The organism is Salmonella sp. SAL00653 (assembly GCF_046552515.1).
Lineage (GTDB): Bacteria > Pseudomonadota > Gammaproteobacteria > Enterobacterales > Enterobacteriaceae > Salmonella > Salmonella enterica.
The window spans coordinates 133,168-153,700 of the sequence record NZ_JBGDTY010000014.1; the positions used below are offsets into that span (position 1 = coordinate 133,168).

The 20,533-nt window shown below is 53.9% G+C and carries 19 protein-coding genes, 1 pseudogene and 1 riboswitch; of the genes and pseudogenes, 9 read left to right on the forward strand and 11 right to left on the reverse strand.

What is annotated here, in order from left to right; genetic code table 11:
• Positions 1–56: 56 nt before the first annotated feature.
• The 3 genes from rpoD to rpsU all read right to left on the reverse strand — a co-directional run bounded on the left by rpoD (position 57) and on the right by rpsU (position 4,244).
• The gene (gene rpoD / locus ACLJRU_RS16665) at positions 57–2,033 is read right to left on the reverse strand and encodes an RNA polymerase sigma factor RpoD (RefSeq protein ID WP_001540936.1); all 1,977 of its coding nucleotides are present in this window, start codon (positions 2,031–2,033) and stop codon (positions 57–59) included.
• 14 nt (positions 2,034–2,047) lie between these two features.
• Positions 2,048–3,793 carry a DNA primase gene (gene dnaG / locus ACLJRU_RS16670; RefSeq protein ID WP_001540935.1) on the reverse strand — a complete coding sequence of 582 codons (1,746 nt, stop codon included), beginning with the start codon at positions 3,791–3,793 and terminating at the stop codon, positions 2,048–2,050.
• Positions 3,794–4,028: 235 nt separating this feature from the next.
• Positions 4,029–4,244 carry a 30S ribosomal protein S21 gene (rpsU, locus tag ACLJRU_RS16675; protein ID WP_001144069.1) on the reverse strand — a complete coding sequence of 72 codons (216 nt, stop codon included), beginning with the start codon at positions 4,242–4,244 and terminating at the stop codon, positions 4,029–4,031.
• A gap of 227 nt (positions 4,245–4,471) precedes the next feature.
• Between rpsU and tsaD the strand changes: the two genes are divergently transcribed.
• Complete coding sequence (gene tsaD, locus ACLJRU_RS16680; protein WP_001264389.1) at positions 4,472–5,485, forward strand: tRNA (adenosine(37)-N6)-threonylcarbamoyltransferase complex transferase subunit TsaD; 1,014 nt, start codon at positions 4,472–4,474, stop codon at positions 5,483–5,485.
• Positions 5,486–5,508: 23 nt separating this feature from the next.
• The gene (locus ACLJRU_RS16685) at positions 5,509–5,652 is read left to right on the forward strand and encodes a hypothetical protein (protein ID WP_261340202.1); all 144 of its coding nucleotides are present in this window, start codon (positions 5,509–5,511) and stop codon (positions 5,650–5,652) included.
• On the opposite strand, the pseudogene ACLJRU_RS16690 reads toward ACLJRU_RS16685, so the two are convergent.
• Both ACLJRU_RS16690 and plsY read right to left on the reverse strand, forming a co-directional pair.
• Positions 5,608–5,751: pseudogene (locus ACLJRU_RS16690) on the reverse strand (fumarate hydratase); the annotation flags it as partial. The gene ACLJRU_RS16685 and the pseudogene ACLJRU_RS16690 sit on opposite strands and share 45 nt — an antisense overlap.
• The gene (gene plsY, locus ACLJRU_RS16695; RefSeq protein ID WP_001272784.1) at positions 5,735–6,346 is read right to left on the reverse strand and encodes a glycerol-3-phosphate 1-O-acyltransferase PlsY; all 612 of its coding nucleotides are present in this window, start codon (positions 6,344–6,346) and stop codon (positions 5,735–5,737) included. The gene plsY and the pseudogene ACLJRU_RS16690, both read right to left, overlap by 17 nt.
• Positions 6,347–6,452: 106 nt before the next feature.
• Between plsY and folB the strand changes: the two genes are divergently transcribed.
• Positions 6,453–6,812 carry a bifunctional dihydroneopterin aldolase/7,8-dihydroneopterin epimerase gene (gene folB / locus ACLJRU_RS16700; RefSeq protein WP_000355776.1) on the forward strand — a complete coding sequence of 120 codons (360 nt, stop codon included), beginning with the start codon at positions 6,453–6,455 and terminating at the stop codon, positions 6,810–6,812.
• Between the two features lie 97 nt (positions 6,813–6,909).
• On the forward strand, positions 6,910–7,731 hold the full coding sequence (gene bacA, locus ACLJRU_RS16705) for an undecaprenyl-diphosphate phosphatase (protein WP_001281926.1): 822 nt from the start codon (positions 6,910–6,912) through the stop codon (positions 7,729–7,731).
• 104 nt (positions 7,732–7,835) lie between these two features.
• Here the strand turns inward: bacA and ACLJRU_RS16710 are convergent, their stop codons facing one another.
• Both ACLJRU_RS16710 and ACLJRU_RS16715 read right to left on the reverse strand, forming a co-directional pair.
• Positions 7,836–9,077: a multifunctional CCA addition/repair protein gene (locus ACLJRU_RS16710; protein ID WP_023235300.1), complete on the reverse strand. Its 1,242-nt coding sequence runs from the start codon at positions 9,075–9,077 to the stop codon at positions 7,836–7,838.
• Positions 9,078–9,139: 62 nt separating this feature from the next.
• On the reverse strand, positions 9,140–9,754 hold the full coding sequence (locus tag ACLJRU_RS16715; RefSeq protein WP_187790661.1) for a TIGR04211 family SH3 domain-containing protein: 615 nt from the start codon (positions 9,752–9,754) through the stop codon (positions 9,140–9,142).
• Between the two features lie 241 nt (positions 9,755–9,995).
• Between ACLJRU_RS16715 and ACLJRU_RS16720 the strand changes: the two genes are divergently transcribed.
• From ACLJRU_RS16720 to hldE, 3 genes are all read left to right on the forward strand, one after another.
• On the forward strand, positions 9,996–11,297 hold the full coding sequence (locus tag ACLJRU_RS16720) for an inorganic triphosphatase (RefSeq protein ID WP_000046226.1): 1,302 nt from the start codon (positions 9,996–9,998) through the stop codon (positions 11,295–11,297).
• 117 nt (positions 11,298–11,414) lie between these two features.
• Positions 11,415–14,258: a bifunctional [glutamate--ammonia ligase]-adenylyl-L-tyrosine phosphorylase/[glutamate--ammonia-ligase] adenylyltransferase gene (gene glnE / locus ACLJRU_RS16725; RefSeq protein ID WP_000188306.1), complete on the forward strand. Its 2,844-nt coding sequence runs from the start codon at positions 11,415–11,417 to the stop codon at positions 14,256–14,258.
• Between the two features lie 47 nt (positions 14,259–14,305).
• Complete coding sequence (hldE, locus tag ACLJRU_RS16730) at positions 14,306–15,739, forward strand: bifunctional D-glycero-beta-D-manno-heptose-7-phosphate kinase/D-glycero-beta-D-manno-heptose 1-phosphate adenylyltransferase HldE (protein ID WP_000867682.1); 1,434 nt, start codon at positions 14,306–14,308, stop codon at positions 15,737–15,739.
• Positions 15,740–15,898: 159 nt separating this feature from the next.
• Here the strand turns inward: hldE and ACLJRU_RS16735 are convergent, their stop codons facing one another.
• The 3 genes from ACLJRU_RS16735 to ACLJRU_RS16745 all read right to left on the reverse strand — a co-directional run bounded on the left by ACLJRU_RS16735 (position 15,899) and on the right by ACLJRU_RS16745 (position 18,516).
• A complete protein-coding gene (locus ACLJRU_RS16735; RefSeq protein ID WP_001804776.1) occupies positions 15,899–15,958 on the reverse strand; it encodes a type I toxin-antitoxin system Ibs family toxin in 60 nt (19 codons plus the stop codon).
• Between the two features lie 239 nt (positions 15,959–16,197).
• Positions 16,198–17,877: a flotillin family protein gene (locus ACLJRU_RS16740; RefSeq protein WP_023235299.1), complete on the reverse strand. Its 1,680-nt coding sequence runs from the start codon at positions 17,875–17,877 to the stop codon at positions 16,198–16,200.
• Positions 17,878–17,895: 18 nt separating this feature from the next.
• Positions 17,896–18,516: an OB-fold-containig protein gene (locus ACLJRU_RS16745; protein ID WP_000171739.1), complete on the reverse strand. Its 621-nt coding sequence runs from the start codon at positions 18,514–18,516 to the stop codon at positions 17,896–17,898.
• Positions 18,517–18,773: 257 nt separating this feature from the next.
• On the opposite strand from ACLJRU_RS16745, the gene glgS reads away from it, so the two are divergent.
• Positions 18,774–18,983 (forward strand): cell surface composition regulator GlgS, encoded by a 210-nt coding sequence (gene glgS / locus ACLJRU_RS16750; RefSeq protein WP_000928927.1) that lies wholly within the window; start codon positions 18,774–18,776, stop codon positions 18,981–18,983.
• A gap of 74 nt (positions 18,984–19,057) precedes the next feature.
• On the opposite strand, the gene ubiK is transcribed toward glgS, so the two are convergent.
• Positions 19,058–19,354 carry a ubiquinone biosynthesis accessory factor UbiK gene (gene ubiK / locus ACLJRU_RS16755; RefSeq protein ID WP_000566824.1) on the reverse strand — a complete coding sequence of 99 codons (297 nt, stop codon included), beginning with the start codon at positions 19,352–19,354 and terminating at the stop codon, positions 19,058–19,060.
• A 132-nt stretch (positions 19,355–19,486) separates the two neighbouring features.
• A riboswitch (FMN riboswitch) is annotated at positions 19,487–19,685 on the forward strand.
• 105 nt (positions 19,686–19,790) lie between these two features.
• On the opposite strand from ubiK, the gene ribB reads away from it, so the two are divergent.
• Positions 19,791–20,444: a 3,4-dihydroxy-2-butanone-4-phosphate synthase gene (gene ribB / locus ACLJRU_RS16760; protein ID WP_001076978.1), complete on the forward strand. Its 654-nt coding sequence runs from the start codon at positions 19,791–19,793 to the stop codon at positions 20,442–20,444.
• Positions 20,445–20,533: the final 89 nt, after the last annotated feature.

Below are 20,533 nucleotides of genomic sequence, written 5' to 3' on the forward strand. Positions count from 1 at the left end.
CGCATGGCCTGATAAAAAACGCCGCCTTGCGGCGGCGTTTATACGTGTGCGGCGAATTAATCGTCGAGGAAGCTGCGCAGCACTTCAGAACGGCTCGGGTGGCGCAGTTTACGCAGCGCCTTCGCTTCGATCTGACGGATACGTTCGCGGGTAACATCGAACTGTTTACCCACTTCTTCCAGCGTGTGGTCGGTGTTCATATCGATACCGAAACGCATACGCAGCACTTTCGCTTCACGAGCGGTCAGGCCAGCCAAAACGTCGTGAGTGGCGGCACGCAGGCTCTCGGTAGTGGCAGAGTCCAGCGGCAGCTCGAGGGTGGTATCCTCGATGAAATCACCCAGATGCGAATCTTCATCGTCGCCGATCGGCGTTTCCATGGAGATTGGCTCTTTGGCAATCTTCAGCACCTTACGAATTTTATCTTCCGGCATCAGCATCCGTTCAGCCAGCTCTTCCGGCGTTGGCTCGCGGCCCATCTCTTGCAGCATCTGGCGAGAAATACGGTTGAGCTTGTTGATGGTCTCAATCATATGCACCGGAATACGGATGGTGCGCGCCTGATCGGCGATAGAACGGGTGATCGCCTGACGGATCCACCAGGTTGCATAGGTGGAGAATTTGTAGCCGCGACGGTATTCGAACTTATCTACCGCTTTCATCAGACCGATGTTGCCTTCCTGAATCAGATCAAGGAATTGCAAGCCACGGTTGGTGTATTTCTTAGCGATAGAAATAACCAGACGCAAGTTCGCTTCAACCATCTCTTTCTTCGCACGGCGGGCTTTCGCTTCCCCGATGGACATGCGACGGTTGATGTCTTTCACCTGTTCGATGGTCAGACCGGTCTCTTCTTCAATCTGCCGCAGTTTTTGCAGGCAGCGTTGCACTTCTTCCGCGACATCGTGCAGTTTTTCCGACCACGGTTTGTTCATCGCGATAGCGGCATTGAACCAGGTTTCGCTGGTTTCATTACCGGTAAACAGCGTGATAAAGTTCTTCTTCGGCATTTTGCACTGCTCGACGCAGAGCTTCATGATCAGACGTTCCTGGGTACGCACGCGATCCATCATCACGCGCATACTGTTGACCAGATAGTCGAATTGCTTCGGTACCAGACGGAACTGTTTGAACACTTCAGACAGCTTCAGAATCTCTTTCTGCGCGGCAGCATGGCTGCGGCCTTTCGCTTTGATGGTGTCGCGCGTAACGACGTATTGCGCGCGCAGTTCAGCGAATTTTTCGCGTGCCAGTTCAGGGTCAATGCTGTTGTCGTCATCGGCGGCGTCATCGTCGCCGTCTTCTTCATCTTCGTCATCATCCAGGTCTTCCTGGGAGAGTTCAGAACCGACGTGAGTTGCGGTCGGCGCCATCTCTTCTTCCGCGTTCGGATCGACAAAGCCGGTGATAAGATCGGACAAACGAGCCTCTTCAGCCTCAACGCGATCGTACTGTTCCAGCAGATAGGTAATGGCTTCCGGGTATTCGGCAACGGAGCATTGAACCTGGTTGATCCCGTCTTCGATACGTTTAGCGATGTCGATTTCGCCTTCCCGGGTCAACAGTTCAACAGTGCCCATTTCACGCATATACATGCGTACCGGGTCAGTCGTACGACCGATTTCAGACTCAACACTGGACAGAACTTGTGCAGCAGCTTCTTCCGCATCTTCATCGGTGCTGGTGGTATTTTCAGCCAGCAGCAGATCATCGGCATCAGGCGCTTCTTCCATTACCTGAATACCCATGTCGTTGATCATTTGGATGATATCTTCAATTTGATCTGAATCGACGATATCTTCCGGCAGATGGTCATTGACCTCAGCATAGGTCAGATAGCCTTGCTCCTTACCACGGGTGACAAGAAGTTTCAGCTGTGACTGCGGGTTTTGCTCCATAAGACGGTATCCACACTTATTCGTTTGATTGGTGTCGACGGTATAGCTGTCGACATTTAAAGCGAGGGCATACTTATATTTTGGCCGCTGCCTCTCACTGCGGCTGTCGGGGGCTTCCCGATCGATATGCGGCATTTAAGCCGTTAAATTCATTTTCTGGCCAGCTCCTGATTTAACGTCCAGAGCTCTCGGCGTTCTTCGCTGCTTAAACCGTGAGTGCGATCGCGAGCGATCAGCTCTTCTTGTCGCAGTTGCAGCAGCGAATCAAACATATGGTTGAGTGAGTCGGTAAAGGTCTTTTCGGCAATCGCCTTATCTGCTATATCGTCCCACATCGATAATTTTTCAAGGGTCGCAGCATCATTTGTGCCACGGTAGAGTTCCAGAAGTTGTCCGGTAGTAAGACCTGGCTGAGCCAAACAAGTTTTGACCAATTCTTTAAATAAGCCAAGTCCAGGCAGCTTATTCTGATCCAGCGCGTCTAAGGGCGGCACTAACGGCGCGAGATCCGGATTTTGCACCAGTAATCCTATCAGTATACGCATGGTCGTGCGTTTTAGCTGCGGAGCCGGGAGGGAAACGCCGCTTTCCGCCTGTTTTGGCACTAAACGATCAAGCTGACTATCATCGAAAATGCCTAACTTCAGCCCCAACGTCTGGCGCAACTGAATACGGTGCGCGTCGCCAGGCACCTGATTAATGAGCGGCAGCGCCAGCGCGGCTAACTGCGTGCTGCCATCCGGCGAGCTTAAATCCACCTGCGGCAGGAGGCTATTAAACAGAAACGTAGAGAGCGGCTGCGCCTGCTCCATCCGCGCTTCGAAAGCAGCCTTGCCTTCTTTACGCACCAGCGTATCCGGGTCTTCGCCGTCAGGTAAAAACATAAAGCGTACCTGCCGACCATCGGTCATATAAGGCATTGCTGTTTCCAGCGCTCTCCAGGCGGCATCACGGCCAGCCCGGTCGCCGTCGTAACAGCAAATCACGTTGTTCGTCGCCCGGAATAACATATGCATATGGTCTGCCGTGGTTGAGGTACCTAGCGAGGCGACCGCATAGTTAATGTCGTATTGCGCTAGTGCGACGACATCCATATAACCTTCGACCACAAGCAAGCGTTGCGGTTCAGCACTATATTGCTGAGCCTCATAAAGACCATATAGCTGGCGGCCTTTATGGAAAATGTCCGTTTCCGGAGAGTTAAGGTATTTCGGCGTGTCGTTCCCCAGAACTCGACCGCCAAAACCAATCACCCTGCCGCGTTTGTCCCGAATAGGGAACATGACCCGATTACGGAAACGATCGTAAGTGCTGCCCTGCTCGTTATTGACCAGCATTCCGGCATCCAGCAACAATGCCTTGTTATCGCTGTTATTACCGAAGCGCTTTAACGCGTTATCCCAACCTGGCGGCGCGAAGCCAATGGCGAAACGCTGAATAATTTCAGCGCTCAGACCGCGCTTTTGCAGATAGTCACGCGCAGGCTTTGCCGCAGGATGGGTTAGCGACTGCTGATAAAAGTCATTCAGACCATTCATCAACTGATAGAGGTTTTGCCGTTGATGGCGCTCTATCTGGCTAAGCCCGGTGCCTGCTTCATAGGGAATTTCCAGGTTATGCATGGCCGCTAATTCTTCGACGGTTTCGACAAATTCGAGCTTGTCGTAATTCATCAAAAAGTCGATCGCATTGCCATGCGCGCCGCATCCAAAGCAGTGATAAAACTGTTTTTCACCGTTTACGGTGAAAGAAGGGGTTTTCTCATTATGGAATGGACAACACGCGTGATAGTTCTTGCCCTGTTTCTTGAGTTTTACGCGCACGTCGATCAGATCGACGATATCGGTTCTCGCCAGCAGGTCATTAATGAATACGCGTGGGATTCGTCCAGCCATATGCCCCTTTTATACACGTCATTCTTCAGGCTGCCGTAGTGTTGGCTACGTTCGCTCACCCCTGTCGCTGACTTGCGTAAGCGCCGGGGACTTGCTCTCTTGCCGCCTGGACGCAGCATGAATGATTTTGTGTATATGCTAATGCATAAACGAAAACAAGCCGCGCATTCCTTTCGGAAGCACGGCCTTACAACTACAACTCGATCTGAATTGAGAGCAGCCCGCTCTCAAAAGATTAGTACAGACGAGTACGGCGTGCGTTTTCGCGAGCCAGTTTCTTCGCGTGACGTTTCACTGCAGAAGCTTTAGCGCGCTTACGTTCGGTCGTCGGTTTTTCATAGAACTCACGACGACGAACTTCCGCCAGAACACCTGCTTTTTCGCAGGAACGCTTGAAGCGACGCAGAGCTACGTCGAACGGCTCGTTTTCACGTACTTTAATTACCGGCATGTGCCTCTCACCTTTGATTAATTCGGTTTGCCGCTGGCATCAACGCCAGCTTATTTCAAAATGGTGCGGAATTTTACTGCAATTGCTGCTGCTTTGTAAAGCACCGCGGCCTTTTTTGAAAGGGACTTTTATAAGGGGAGGGAGTATACACGAAGTCGGGACTGAGGGTATACATCCACCCGCATTCGACCTACACTGCGCGGTATTAGAGCGAGGTAAAACAAGTCATGCGTGTACTGGGTATTGAAACATCCTGCGATGAAACCGGCATCGCTATTTACGACGACAAAAAGGGTCTGTTAGCCAACCAATTGTATAGTCAGGTGAAATTACATGCTGACTACGGCGGCGTAGTGCCTGAACTGGCTTCCCGCGATCATGTGCGTAAAACCGTGCCGCTGATTCAGGCGGCATTAAAAGAAGCCGGTCTGACGGCGAGCGATATCGACGCGGTGGCCTATACCGCAGGCCCGGGCCTGGTCGGCGCGCTGCTGGTCGGCGCAACCGTCGGGCGTTCGCTGGCATTTGCCTGGAATGTGCCGGCCATTCCTGTACACCATATGGAAGGGCATCTGCTGGCGCCGATGCTGGAAGATAATCCCCCGGATTTCCCGTTTGTGGCGCTGCTGGTCTCCGGCGGACATACGCAGCTCATTAGCGTGACCGGAATTGGTCAGTACGAACTGCTGGGCGAGTCGATTGACGATGCCGCCGGTGAAGCGTTTGATAAAACCGCCAAATTGTTGGGGCTGGATTATCCTGGCGGCCCGATGCTGTCGAAAATGGCGTCGCAGGGGACGGCGGGGCGTTTTGTCTTTCCGCGCCCGATGACCGATCGTCCGGGGCTGGATTTTAGTTTTTCCGGTCTGAAAACCTTTGCCGCTAACACCATTCGTAGTAATGGCGACGACGAACAAACTCGCGCTGATATTGCGCGCGCTTTTGAAGATGCGGTCGTGGATACGCTGATGATCAAGTGCAAGCGCGCGCTGGAAAGCACCGGTTTTAAGCGTCTGGTCATGGCAGGCGGCGTCAGCGCTAACCGCACGCTGCGCGCGAAGCTTGCCGAAATGATGCAAAAACGCCGCGGCGAAGTGTTCTATGCGCGCCCGGAGTTTTGTACTGACAACGGGGCGATGATCGCCTATGCCGGAATGGTGCGGTTTAAGGCGGGCGTTACGGCGGATCTTGGCGTAACGGTACGTCCGCGCTGGCCGCTGGCCGAGCTGCCAGCGGCGTAAAAGCGGAAAAAGGGGGCGACATCATGCCGCCCCAACGGGTTTACAGCAAAACGACGGGCATCCACAACAGCCCGGTGACGATCAGCAGCACCAGGAAGAGCAGGCCGAAAATCGCGCCTAACCACGCCAATGGTGGAAGAGTGACGCGCGGCGGATTCGATATGTAAGCCCATCACCGAGCTATTGCCGGTCAACCCTTGTGGGCCGATCCCCAGACGGTTGCGGCCCTCTTCCAGACGCAGCTCCAGCTCAATCTTTCTGGCGTTTCTTTTTCAGCTTCGTCCAGATTTTCGTCTCCTGGCGACGCCACAGACGCTGGATGTTGTCATGATGGCGCAGCAAAATGAGACATGACAGCATCGATACCGGGAAGGTGAACTGCGGTTTAAACCACCAGACGTAAAACGGCGCAATCAAGGCGCTGACAATCGCCCCTAACGATGAATAACCGCTTAACAGGACCGTCAGCAGCCAGGTGCCTGCCATGACGCCGGTTAAATCCCAGCCGATGGGCGCAATGGCGCCAAACGCGGTTGCTACGCCTTTCCCGCCTTTAAAGCCAAAAAAGACCGGCCAGATATGCCCCAGACAGGCGGCGATAGCGATAAGCCCAAGCCAGAAAGGGGTAACGCCTAACGCATACGCGCCCCAGACGGGCAACATGCCTTTAAGGATGTCAAAAATAAGTACCGCGACAGCCGCTCCCTTGCCACCGATTCGTAATACATTCGTCGCGCCCGGGTTGCCGGAGCCGCTTTCTCGCGGATCGGGCAGCCCGGCGATGCGGCAAACCAGAATGGCACTGGAAATTGAGCCGCAGAGGTACGCGAAGAGGATCATTCCAGGCGCGATTGCACTCATAAGCTGTTCCGTATTGAAAGTGTCGTTTTATTTACTATTTCTGTGGATAATACGCACATTTCGCCGGAAGTGGTATCCGGGTTAGCCAAAAAGCAGGCAGGTCGTGATGGATATTGTATTTATAGAGCAACTTTCGGTAATCACCACTATCGGTGTTTACGACTGGGAACAGACTATCGAGCAAAAACTGGTGTTCGATATCGAAATGGCATGGGATAACCGCAAGTCGGCGAAAAGCGATGATGTCGCAGATTGTCTAAGTTATGCGGATATCGCCGACACGGTGATAAATCATGTCGAAGGCGGGCGTTTTGCTCTGGTCGAGCGCGTGGCGGAAGAGGTGGCGGATCTGCTGCTTAGCCGATTCAATTCTCCGTGGGTTCGCATCAAACTGAGCAAGCCTGGCGCCGTCGCGCGCGCGGCGAACGTAGGGGTAATTATTGAGCGTGGCAATAATCTGAAATAAAAATAAATAATTTTATATTTTTTAAACCAAACGGTTATATATGGGGTCTTAACGCGAGATCCATTTTTGCAGGGTTTTTCATTTTAGGGGTTTATTGATGAGCGATATGCACTCGCTGCTGATAGCGGCAATTTTGGGTGTGGTCGAAGGATTGACGGAGTTTTTGCCGGTATCCAGCACGGGCCATATGATTATTGTGGGTCATCTGCTGGGGTTTGAAGGCGATACGGCCAAGACATTCGAAGTGGTGATTCAACTTGGATCTATTCTGGCGGTCGTGGTGATGTTCTGGCGGCAGTTGTTTGGCCTCATCGGTATTCACTTTGGCCGCCCGCTACAGCGTGAAGGTGAAAGTAAAGGTCGATTAACGTTGATTCACATCCTGCTGGGCATGATTCCGGCGGTGGTGCTGGGGTTAGTCTTTCATGACACGATCAAGTCGCTATTTAACCCGATTAACGTGATGTACGCGCTGGTGGTAGGCGGTCTGTTGCTGATTGCCGCCGAGTGCCTGAAGCCGAAAGAACCGCGCGCGCCGGGGCTGGATGATATGACGTATCGTCAGGCGTTTATGATTGGCTGTTTCCAGTGTCTGGCGCTGTGGCCGGGCTTCTCGCGTTCTGGAGCGACCATTTCCGGTGGGATGCTGATGGGCGTCAGCCGTTACGCCGCCTCTGAGTTCTCGTTCTTACTGGCTGTGCCGATGATGATGGGCGCAACGGTTCTGGATCTCTACAAAAGTTGGTCATTCCTGACCGCAGCGGATATTCCAATGTTCGCGGTGGGCTTTGTGACGGCGTTTGTGGTGGCGCTGATCGCCATCAAGACCTTCCTGCAACTGATTAAGCGTATCTCGTTTATTCCGTTTGCGATTTACCGCTTTGTGGTGGCGGCTGCCGTTTACGTCGTCTTCTTCTGATGATTGACCGTGCCGGATGGCGGCGTACCGCCTTGTCCGGCCTAACTGTTTTATCGGTCTGATAAGCGCAGCGCCATCAGGCAATTTATCGTGCCGGATGGCGTTTAGCTGGCGGGGGGCGGGCAGCGCTTCTCTTTCCAGTTGGCGACCGCTGCAATTCGTCGCTTCGTCAGCTCCTCGCGAATCTCAATGCCCTTAAATCCGGCCTCCACCACCTCTTTCGTTGGTACCGCCTGCGCCACCTGCCAGGCTTCGCGCAGCCAGCGCCCCTGCGGGTAATCCGACGCTTCAAATCCGGTACGTCCACGGACATCGGCTTCGCTGGTCAGCGCAATCTGCTCGACGCGCTGCGGTTTACGCCATGCATCAATGGCGTCAAACAGCTTAACGATCGTTTTCGGCTGGAGTATCGGAAAGGTGTGGATCAGATCGTGGTACTCGGCGACCAGTTTAGCTAAATCACGCAGGTCATTGGGGACGCGCAAACGCTGGCATAACTGTTCGACCAGTTTCACGCCCGCCGGGCCGTGACCATGATGGCGCGGCCAGAGGTTTTTCGGCGTTAAGCCTTTGCCCAGATCATGACAAAGCGTGGCGAAACGGACATCAAGCTGCGGACTGAGCATGGCGGCCATCGACAGTGTCATCAACGTATGAACTCCGGTATCAATTTCCGGATGCCACTTTGCTGGCGCGGGTACGCCAAACAGCGCGTCGATTTCCGGAAACAGGACGCGCAGGGCGCCGCAGTCGCGCAATACCTGGAAGTAAACCTGCGGATTGCGGGTGGTAAGCGCATTTTCCGTCTCTTTCCATACCCGTTCCGGCGTCAGATGTTCCAGCTCGCCTGCCGCGGTCATTTCGCGCATTAGCGCCAGTGTTTCATCGGCGATACGGAAACTCAGATGAGCGTAACGGGCGGCAAAACGCGCCACGCGCAATACGCGCAAGGGATCTTCGCCAAACGCGGGAGAGACATGGCGCAGTAGACGCGCCTCCAGATCCCGGCGCCCGTGGTAAGGGTCGATAATCTGGCCGTCATCGTCGCGCGCCAGAGCATTAATGGTCAGATCGCGACGCTGGAGATCGGCTTCCAGGGTAACGTCCGGCGCGGCATAACAGGTGAAGCCCGTGTAGCCGGAACCGGATTTACGCTCAGTACGCGCCAGCGCGTATTCTTCGTGAGTTTGCGGATGGAGAAACACAGGAAAATCACGGCCTACCTGCTGGTAGCCCGCATCAAGCATCTCCTGCGGCGTGGCGCCGACAACGACCCAATCTTTATCTTTAACCGGTAGCCCTAACAACGCATCCCGAACCGCACCACCGACCAGATAAATCTGCACGCCACTTTCCTTTTAAAAACGATCATCCTCTAATGATAAGACAGTGCCGCAGAGAAGGCGATTTAGTTCATCCAGCGGTCTTTGCGTTTACGGCTTGGGATCATATGCGGCAGCACCAGCCCTAACAGCAAGCCAATACCCAATATGCCGCCGCCATACATAAACCACTGCATAATAATGGTGCGCTGTTTGTCATCCAGTTGCAGATTCGCGGCGCTAACTTTTTTCTGCGCGACAATCAGCTCGTTTTTCAGCTTCTGGTTCTCTTCTTTTAGCCCGTTGATGACGCTGTCGCTTTGCGCCACTTTCTGCTGCATATCGGCGGTGCGCTGATTCCACGTGGTATCAATATTGTTAAGTTTATCGGTCAACGTTTTGACCTGATTTTCCAGATCCGGCACGCGGGTACGCAGGCTTGGCGTAGTATTCAGTTCTTTTAACGGTATCCAGGCAGTACGACCAGAACTGTCTTTGATTTGACCATAGTTGGCATCGCTCTGTAAGAGCGTGACTTCCTCGCCGGCGTTGACGGTACCCACAAGGCGATAATTATCTCCCGGACCGCTGCGGACCCAGGTATTCAGTTCATCAGAAACGTAACGCGTCTCTTCAGCATGAGAGACGGCGGTGGCGCTAAGCGCAAGTAAAGTTAGTCCAATCAGGCGTAATTTTGGCATCAGGCTGTCGTTATTGTCAGAGAAAGTGGAACGATAGTAACGGCATCAGTGTCGCTACGCAAAGTAGTCGACATCAATCGGAATCATCTGTGTCGCCTTTGCCGCTACGTCAAACTTTTACGCCCGTCAAATTGCTCGTTGCATGGCAATTTGGCGCAAAATACTATCTACTGACAAAAATAATGCGGGTAAGTTCGCCAAGAATCTTCCCAGATGTGACATAACCCATAAGTACAAGGCCATGGCTCAGGAAATCGAATTAAAGTTTATCGTCAATCACGACGCCGTAGATGCGCTGCGAAATCATCTTCATACGCTCGGCGGCGAGCATCATGCGCCCAGCCAGTTGCTGAATATCTACTTCGAAACGCCTGATAACTGGCTACGCCGCCATGATATGGGGCTGCGTATTCGTGGTGAAAATGGGCGCTATGAAATGACCATGAAAATTGCCGGCCGGGTAACGGGCGGGCTGCACCAGCGACCCGAATACAATGTCGCGCTAAGCGAACCCGTGCTGGATCTGACGCAACTTCCGGCGGAGGTCTGGCCGGATGGCAACCTGCCCGCCGGCCTGGCATCAAGCGTACAGCCGCTGTTCAGTACCGATTTTTACCGGGAAAAATGGTGTCTGGACGTTGACGGCAGCAGGATTGAAATTGCGCTCGATCTTGGCGACGTAAAAGCGGGCGAGTTTGCCGAACCGATTTGTGAGCTGGAGCTTGAGTTGCTTCGCGGCGATACGCGCGCCGTGTTAAAACTGGCGAAGCAACTGCTGTCGCAAACCGGTTTGCGTCAGGGCAGTCTGAGTAAGGCGGCGCGAGGTTATCACCTGGCGCAGGGGAATGCGCCGCGAGAGAATACACCAACGGCAATTCTGCGGACTGCCGCGAAAGCCACGGTAGAGCAAGGGCTGGAGGCCTCGCTGGATCTGGCGTTGTCACAGTGGCAGTACCATGAAGAGCTCTGGCTGCGCGGCGACGAGTCGGCGAAAGAACACGTGCTGGATGCTATGGGATTAGTGCGCCATGCCTTAATGCTTTTTGGTGGCATTGTTCCGCGTAAAGCGAGCACTCACTTACGTGATCTACTTACCCAGGCGGAAGCGACGATGACATCTGCGGTGTCCGCCGTCACAGCCGTTTATAGTACGCAAACGGCGATGGCGAAACTGGCATTGACGGAATGGCTGGTGACGAAAGCTTGGCAGCCATTTCTGGACGCGAAGGCGCAGGCCAAAATGGCCGATTCTTTTAAGCGTTTTGCCGACATTCATCTTTCTCGTCATGCTGCTGAATTAAAAAAAGTTTTTGGACAACCGCTGGGTGATAAGTATCGCGACCAGTTGCCGCGTTTGACTCGCGATATCGACAGCGTTTTACTGCTGGCCGGGTATTATGATGCGATGGTCGCGCAGGCATGGCTGGAAAACTGGCAGGGATTGCGTCACGCCATTCTTACCGGACAACGTATTGAAATTGAACATTTCCGTAATGAGGCCATTAACCAGCAGCCGTTCTGGTTGCACAGCGGAAAACGATAATCAGAACCGTAGAAAGCGCCTGATGACGCTGCGCTTATCAGGCTTACGGTATGCGGACTTGTAGGCCGGATCAGGCGAAACGCCGCCATCCGGCATTATTTAAAGGATATCCCCTAAATGACGCCGCTCTCTTCACCCTTATCGCAGTACTGGCAGACCGTTGTTGAGCGCCTACCAGAAGGATTTACTGAGACATCGCTTAGCGTGCAGGCGAAGTCAGTACTTACATTTAGCGATTTTGCGCTGGATAGCGTGATAGCGCATCCGGAGTGGCTTGCCGAACTGGAATCCGCATCGCCGCAGGCTGATGAATGGCGACATTATGCTGGCTGGTTACAGGAGGCGTTGGCAGGTGTCTGTGACGACGCCTCGCTGATGCGTGAACTGAGGTTTTTTCGTCGTCGCATCATGGTACGCATCGCCTGGGCGCAGACGCTGTCGCTGGTGGACGATGAGACTATTTTACAACAGTTGAGCCATCTGGCGGAGACGCTCATTGTGGGGGCGCGCGACTGGCTGTATGCCGCCTGTTGCCGCGAATGGGGAACCCCCTGTAACCCGCAGGGCGTTCCGCAGCCGCTGTTGATTTTAGGCATGGGCAAGCTGGGCGGCGGCGAACTGAATTTTTCGTCTGATATCGATCTGATTTTCGCCTGGCCGGAACATGGCGAGACCCGGGGCGGGCGTCGTGAACTCGATAACGCCCAGTTTTTTACACGTCTCGGGCAGCGGCTGATCAAAGCGCTGGATCAGCCCACAATGGATGGTTTTGTCTATCGGGTGGACATGCGCCTGCGACCGTTTGGCGACAGCGGCCCGCTGGTACTGAGTTTTGCCGCGCTGGAGGATTACTATCAGGAGCAAGGACGCGACTGGGAACGCTACGCCATGGTGAAAGCGCGGCTAATGGGCGATAACGACGACGCCTGGTCTCGTGAATTACGCGCCATGCTGCGGCCTTTCGTTTTCCGCCGCTATATCGATTTCAGCGTCATCCAGTCGCTACGTAATATGAAAGGGATGATCGCCCGCGAAGTGCGACGCCGCGGTTTGAAGGACAACATTAAACTTGGCGCGGGCGGTATTCGGGAAATTGAGTTTATCGTGCAGGTATTCCAGCTCATCCGCGGCGGGCGCGAGCCGTCGCTACAGTCGCGTTCGTTACTGCCAACGCTGGATGCTATCGCTGCGCTGCATTTGCTGCCTGAGAATGACGTGGCGCAACTGCGCGTGGCCTATCTTTTTCTACGTCGTCTGGAGAATCTGCTGCAAAGCATCAATGACGAACAGACGCAAACGTTGCCTGCCGACGATCTGAATCGGGCGCGGCTGGCCTGGGGAATGAAGGCGGAGAACTGGCCGCAGCTTGTTGGCGAACTGACGGATCATATGGCTAATGTACGCCGCGTATTCAACGAATTAATTGGCGATGATGAAGCCGATACCCCGCAGGAGGAAGAACGTTCAGAGCCGTGGCGTGAAGTATGGCAGGATGCGCTACAGGAGGATGATTCGACGCCAGTGCTGGCGCATTTAGCCGATGAGGATCGGCGACAGGTTCTGACCCTCATCGCTGACTTCCGTAAGGAACTGGATAAACGCCCTATCGGCCCGCGCGGGCGGCAGGTGCTGGACCAACTGATGCCGCACCTGCTTGCTGACGTTTGTTCCCGCGAAGACGCCGCTGTTACGCTATCGCGGATAACGCCGTTGCTGGCGGGGATTGTCACTCGCACCACCTATCTGGAGCTGCTGAGCGAATTTCCCGGCGCGCTGAAACACCTGATTATGCTCTGCGCCGCTTCGCCAATGATAGCGAGCCAATTGGCGCGTTATCCGTTGTTGCTTGATGAACTGCTCGACCCCGGCACGCTTTATCAGCCGACGGCTACCGACGCTTACCGCGACGAATTACGTCAATATTTACTGCGCGTGCCGGAAGAAGACGAAGAACAACAACTGGAGGCATTACGCCAGTTTAAACAGGCACAGCTTTTGCGGATTGCGGCGGCGGATATTGCCGGTACGCTGCCGGTGATGAAAGTGAGCGATCACCTCACATGGCTGGCGGAGGCGATGATTGATGCTGTGGTGCAGCAGGCGTGGACGCAAATGGTTGCGCGTTATGGTCAGCCAGCGCATCTGGACGAGCGCCAGGGGCGGGGGTTTGCGGTTGTCGGTTATGGCAAGTTGGGCGGATGGGAGCTGGGCTACAGTTCCGATCTGGATCTCATCTTCCTGCATGACTGTCCGATGGACGTCATGACCAACGGCGAACGCGAAATCGACGGGCGGCAGTTTTATCTGCGCCTGGCGCAGCGCATTATGCATCTGTTCAGTACGCGCACCTCCTCCGGCATTTTGTATGAGGTGGATGCGCGTCTACGCCCCTCTGGCGCGGCGGGAATGCTGGTGACTTCAGCGGACGCGTTTGCCGATTATCAGCAGCATGAAGCCTGGACCTGGGAACATCAGGCGTTGGTACGCGCTCGCGTGGTATATGGCGACCCGCAGCTTACCTCACAGTTTGATGCGGTACGCCGCACTATCATGACGACGGCGCGCGACGGCAAGACATTGCAGACTGAAGTGCGTGAAATGCGCGAGAAAATGCGGGCGCATCTCGGCAATAAGCATCGTGATCGTTTTGATATTAAAGCTGATGAAGGCGGTATTACGGATATTGAGTTTATCGCGCAATATCTGGTACTGCGCTACGCTCATGAAAAACCTAAATTAACGCGATGGTCTGATAACGTGCGCATCCTGGAGCTTCTGGCGCAAAACGGCATTATGGATGAACACGAGGCGCAGGCGCTGACGGTAGCCTACACCACACTGCGTGATGAACTGCACCACCTGGCGTTGCAGGAGCTTCCCGGTCATGTGGCGCAGACGTGTTTTAGCAAAGAGCGCGCGCTGGTGCAGGCAAGCTGGCGGAAGTGGCTGGTAGCCGTTTGAATTATGCTATTATCGCGCGCAAATTTTGAATCTCTCAGGAGACAGGAATGAAAGTAAATCTGCCAGCGTTTGAACGTGCAGGCGTCATGGTTGTGGGTGATGTAATGCTGGATCGCTATTGGTATGGCCCCACTTGCCGTATTTCACCGGAGGCGCCGGTGCCCGTGGTTAAGGTAAATACCGTTGAGGAACGTCCGGGCGGCGCGGCGAACGTGGCGATGAACATTGCGTCTCTGGGAGCGAACGCCCGTCTGGTCGGCCTGACGGGTATTGATGACGCCGCGCGCGCGCTGAGCAAAACGTTGGCGGAGGTCAATGTGAAGTGCGACTTCGTTTCTGTGCCGACGCATCCGACAATTACTAAACTGCGCGTGCTATCACGTAATCAGCAGCTCATTCGTCTTGATTTTGAAGAAGGCTTTGAGGGGGTGGACCCGCAGCCGTTGCATGAGCGTATCAACCAGGCGCTGGGATCGATCGGCGCGCTGGTGTTGTCCGATTATGCCAAAGGCGCTCTGACCAGCGTGCAGACTATGATTTCCCTGGCGCGCCAGGCGGGCGTGCCGGTGCTCATCGATCCGAAAGGAACGGATTTTGAACGTTACCGCGGCGCCACGCTGCTGACGCCAAACCTTTCTGAATTCGAGGCGGTCGCGGGGAAATGTAAAAGCGAAGACGAACTGGTTGAACGCGGCATGAAGCTCATTGCCGATTACGACCTTTCCGCGCTGTTGGTCACGCGTTCCGAACAGGGAATGACGCTGCTGCAACCGAATAAAGCGCCGCTACATATGCCGACGCAGGCGCAGGAAGTTTATGATGTTACCGGTGCGGGCGATACGGTGATCGGCGTGCTGGCGGCGACGCTGGCGGCGGGAAATACCCTGGAAGAGGCGTGTTATTTCGCCAATGCGGCGGCGGGCGTAGTGGTAGGTAAACTCGGGACGTCAACGGTTTCCCCTATTGAGCTGGAAAACGCAGTGCGCGGACGCGCGGATACCGGCTTCGGCGTTATGACCGAAGAGGAGTTGAGACAGGCCGTCGCCAGCGCGCGTAAGCGTGGCGAGAAAGTGGTCATGACCAACGGCGTTTTCGATATTCTGCACGCGGGCCACGTCTCTTATCTGGCGAACGCGCGCAAATTGGGCGACCGCCTGATTGTTGCGGTCAATAGTGACGCCTCGACTAAACGCCTGAAAGGCGAAAGCCGTCCGGTTAATCCGCTCGAACAGCGTATGATCGTGCTGGGCGCGCTGGAGTCAGTCGACTGGGTTGTCTCTTTTGAAGAGGATACGCCGCAACGACTGATTGCCGGTATTCTGCCGGATCTGCTGGTAAAAGGCGGCGACTATAAGCCGGAAGAGATCGCGGGCAGCGAAGAGGTCTGGGCCAACGGCGGCGAAGTCATGGTGCTGAACTTCGAAGATGGTTGTTCCACGACCAATATCATCAAAAAGATCCAGACCGAGAGCGAGAAGTAAAACCGCGACATCAGGCGTTACAGACGCGGCGGGCGCTGATTTTGAAGGCGCGTCGGACATTTTGTTTCGACGCGTATCTCGCGGTTGACGCTGCTTTTTTTTCGACCTAAAGTAAAGGAATAAGGGTGAGAGGGGATCTCTCCCCCCTCTGATTGGCTGTTAGTAAGCTGCGAAACTTATCAGTAACAGAACAATCAGTATGATGACTTGGTGCATCATAACCCTTTCCTTATTAAAGCCCCTTCCTCGGGAGGGGCTTTCCCGTTTCAGCCCCTTGCTGACATCGCGATTGTTGGTGAGTGGCCTGTCTGGCGCAAGGGCTTTATCCCGCCGATTTTGCGTTACTGGATCGCCTACGCAAAATGGCCTGCTGGTCATAACGCTTTGTACAGACAAGGTGGAAAAAAGATAAAAAAATCCCCGGCCTTATGGCCAGGGACAGGAGATATAGCGGGGAGTTATTGCTCTTTTACCGTTGCTTCGCGATTAATCTCATCCGTTGCCGATGAAACCAACGGCGTGGTCAGCGCCTTTAGCGAGCCGCCAGCGATGCCAATCTCGTTTAACAGCGAATCGATCAGCGGTGCCTGGGTACGATAGGTGAGCGTGGCAGATAAGGCTTGTTCCGCCAGGTTTCCCCCGTTAGCGCCGCCAGCGGCGACGTCGCCCGCCGTCGCGCTGCGATTGAGGCCATCGACCTGAATAATCTTAATGCCGTCGATGGATTTCATCGGTTCAACAGACTTCTCAATAACAGCAGGCAACGATTGTAAGAGCGCTAGTTTAAATTTGAGGCTGGTTTGTTCGTCAGAAAGCACGTTGATAGCGTCATTCAGCGCCCGTTGCGCTTCGGCTTCCGCCAGACCTTTTTTACGCGTTGCTTCCGCCAGTTCGATGATAGCGGCGGCTTGCAATTCTGCCGCTTCTTTCTCTGCTTTTGCCCGAACGGTCAGTTCGACCGCTTTGGTTTCCGCATCCTGCGCCGCGGCGATCAGAGCGACCTGCTTGGCGCGATCCGCTTCGGCGGTCTGGCGGGTGGTTTCTACGTTTTGCTGGGCGCGAACCGCATCGGCCAGCGCGTCGTTGGCGCGCGCTTCCGCTTGCGATTGCTGCTCGGATTTGGCGGCAATGGCGATAGATTTCGTCTGGTTGGCGATTTCTGTCACCTGTTGCTGTTCGATCTCTTTAATACGTACTTCACGCTCGGCCTCAACTTTCCTGGACCGTACTGCTTGCTCACGTTCGATCTCCGTCTCCTGGATCTGCCGCTCAGCAAGAATGCGCGTCTGTTCTGCTTCACGATGGCGCTCGGCCTCAAAAGCGGCAATTTTAGCGTTTTGTTCGGCGGTGCGGGTTTTAACCTGTTGCTCCTGCTCCAGAGTCATAAAGGCTTCTTGTTGCTCGATTTCCAGCTTGCGCTCAAGCGCGTCGCGGTTCTTTTCGCGCACCGCCACTTCCACATCCTGTTCCACTTCATTACGTTCACGACGGCGGCGTTCGGTTTCCTGCGTCAGTTTCGTCAGACCTTCGGCATCAAAGGCATTGTTTGGATTGAAATGCTCTTTGGACGTTTGGTTAAAGTTGGTTAATGAGACACTTTCCAGCTCCAGGCCGTTTTTCGACAAATCTTCCGCAACGGTGTTTTGTACGCCCTGAACGAAGTTTTCACGCGTATCCTGTAGCTCATGCATCGTCATCTGGGCCGCGGTAGCGCGTAAGGCGTCAACGAATTTATCCTCAACCAGCATACGAAGATCTTCCGGCGACAGCGTTCGCTGGCCAAGCGTTTGTGCGGCGGTGGCAATACCTTCAACAGAGGGTTTTACACGCACGAAGAAAGCAACGACCACGTCAACGCGCATACGATCTTTGGTGATCAGGCTGTCGACGGTAGCACGGCTGACTTCAAGTTTTAGGGTATTCATATTGATCGGAATAATTTCGTGAAAGATTGGCATCACAATAGCGCCGCCGCTCATCACCACTTTTTGCCCGCCAAGCCCGGTACGGACAAATGCCTGTTCCGCAGATGCGCGGCGATAGAGGCGAGCAAAAATGATCCCGATAATTAGTAAGACGATAACCGCAACGATGGCGGTAAACATCCATGATGGCAATATGCCAAAAACATCATCCATTATGTAAGTTCCTCTCAATTAAACATAGAAGGTACGCTCAGCCAAATAACGCGTTGCGGAAAGTCGGCAGACAATCAGCACCTTGTCTCCTTTTTTAAATTCTTTTCCCTTTTCGGGTTCCAGCAGTAAATAGTGAATCTGGCCGAACTTATCGGTAAATTTTCCTTCGCAAGGTGTACCGGCGACGGCGGCGTGGCCGGTAATAATCGCCATGCCGCCGATAAATTCCTCTTCCCGGAGGGCGGAGCTTTCATCTCTGGGTAGCCAGGGCGCGAGGATTTTTCCGCTGTAATGCACGGCAAAGACCGACAGGACAATGCTCAACGGGACCAGCAGCAGATTGCTGAGCGGCGCTTGCCAGAGCATGATCCCGCCATGCTGGATGAGGATACCGAAGAGGCCGAAATAACCGGCCAATAGACAGAGGACGACCAGGGCGGGAACGCGTCCAATATTCAGATAATGAAGCGCCTGGCCCGCAGGGCCGGATGACAGGGCGTCATAATGATCGAGATGGGCGTCGAGCGCGCCTGAAAGAAAGTGGCCAAAAATCAGCGAAATCATCTCCAGCACGCCGATAAAGAAAACGAACGCGATGGCAAACAGATAGGGGCTGTTATACTCCGCAAATAAGGTCATATTTTCTATCCTTGTCGCCGCCTTCAGAAGGATGTTCGCGTGATAATTTTCATGCTTGTTATTTCATTGCGTTACAATATCATGTGACCCATATCTCCTTAAGTCCGAAAAGCGATTTATCCGTCGTTATCTTTGGCGAATATTGTGATTTTGCGCATTAAATTTGCGCACGTTATGTATAAAACCGCCGTACATATAGGGAAATACTGAAATCAGAAAAAGCATATAGCCTTAACAGAATTCAATAACTGGAGGGTATGCTGATGAACAACAATAACGTCTATTCATTAAATAATTTCGATTTTCTGGCGCGCAGTTTTGCCAGAATGCAGGCGGAGGGGCGTCCTGTTGATATCCAGGCGGTAACCGGCAATATGGACGAGGAGCATCGCGACTGGTTTTGCAAGCGTTACGCGCTTTACTGCCAGCAGGCGACTCAGGCGAAAAGGTTAGAATTAGAACACTAATGCAGGCTCCCTTATACAGGCGCAGGACATTATTCAGATCTTATATGAGCGGGCCGTCAGGCCCGTTCACGTTTTTACTCTTGTGGATCGACTGGCGGGATGGCGGGCGCAGGTTTTACTTCTTCAGGCTTGTCGCGAGCTTCCAGTTCGCTGAGGCGTTGCTCCAGCAGCGCCAGTTTTTCCCGGGTGCGCAGCAAGACCTGAGTCTGGACATCAAACTCTTCGCGGCTCACCAGATCGAGACGCGTCAGCTGAGATTGCAGCGTTTGACGGATTTTTTTCTCGATATCTTCCCCGAACTCGCGAATACCTTTCGGCATTGACTCATGAACCTGGCGTGCGATTTGCTCAATTTTTTTCGGGTCAATCATTGTGGTTTCCCTGAACTGGTAAGTGTTAGCTCTTATTGTAGTGCGATATGTGGACGCCATAAACCAGAATTGTGTGACGTCATACGGAGTAAAGGCGTTGATGAAGGTAATCAATAGCGTTATAGTTAACCCGCTTATTCTCAGGGCGGGGCGAAATTCCCCACCGGCGGTAAATCGGCGATGTTTAACGCATTTCTCATCACGGCGCGCCGTGACGGAACGCGGAGAGCAGGTTGAAAGCCCGCGAGCGCTTTTTGCCATAGCGAAAAGGTCAGCAGATCCGGTGTAATTCCGGGGCCGACGGTTAAAGTCCGGATGGGAGAGGGTAACGATCCAGTCGGGCATGGACCCGCTCACGTTATTTTTTTGCCGCTTGTCGGCACTCCTAAGACTGCCCTGATTCTGGTAACCATAATGTTAATGAGGTTTTTTTACCATGAATCAGACGCTACTTTCCTCTTTTGGTACGCCTTTTGAACGTGTTGAACTTGCACTGGATGCGCTGCGTGAAGGACGCGGTGTGATGGTGCTTGATGATGAAGATCGTGAAAACGAAGGCGATATGATTTTCCCCGCAGAGACGATGACCGTAGAACAGATGGCGTTAACCATTCGTCACGGTAGCGGTATTGTTTGTCTGTGTATTACTGAAGATCGTCGTAAGCAGCTCGACTTGCCAATGATGGTGGAAAACAACACCAGCGCCTACGGCACCGGTTTTACCGTGACCATTGAAGCCGCAGAAGGCGTGACCACCGGCGTTTCCGCCGCTGACCGTGTCACTACGGTGCGTGCGGCAATTAAGGATGGCGCAAAACCGTCCGATCTTAACCGTCCGGGGCACGTTTTCCCACTGCGCGCTCAGGCGGGTGGCGTGCTGACGCGCGGCGGTCATACGGAGGCGACCATCGATCTGATGACGCTGGCCGGTTTTAAACCTGCAGGTGTACTGTGCGAGTTGACTAACGACGATGGGACGATGGCGCGCGCGCCGGAGTGTATCGCGTTTGCAGGCCAGCATAATATGGCGGTAGTCACGATTGAAGATCTGGTGGCTTACCGCCAGGCGCATGAGCGCAAAGCCAGCTGATCGAACGGATCATTGACTAGTCCTGATATAGGTTGACAGTTTTTTGTCTGTAAAACGCCTGATGAACATCATCGGGCGTTTTGTATTTC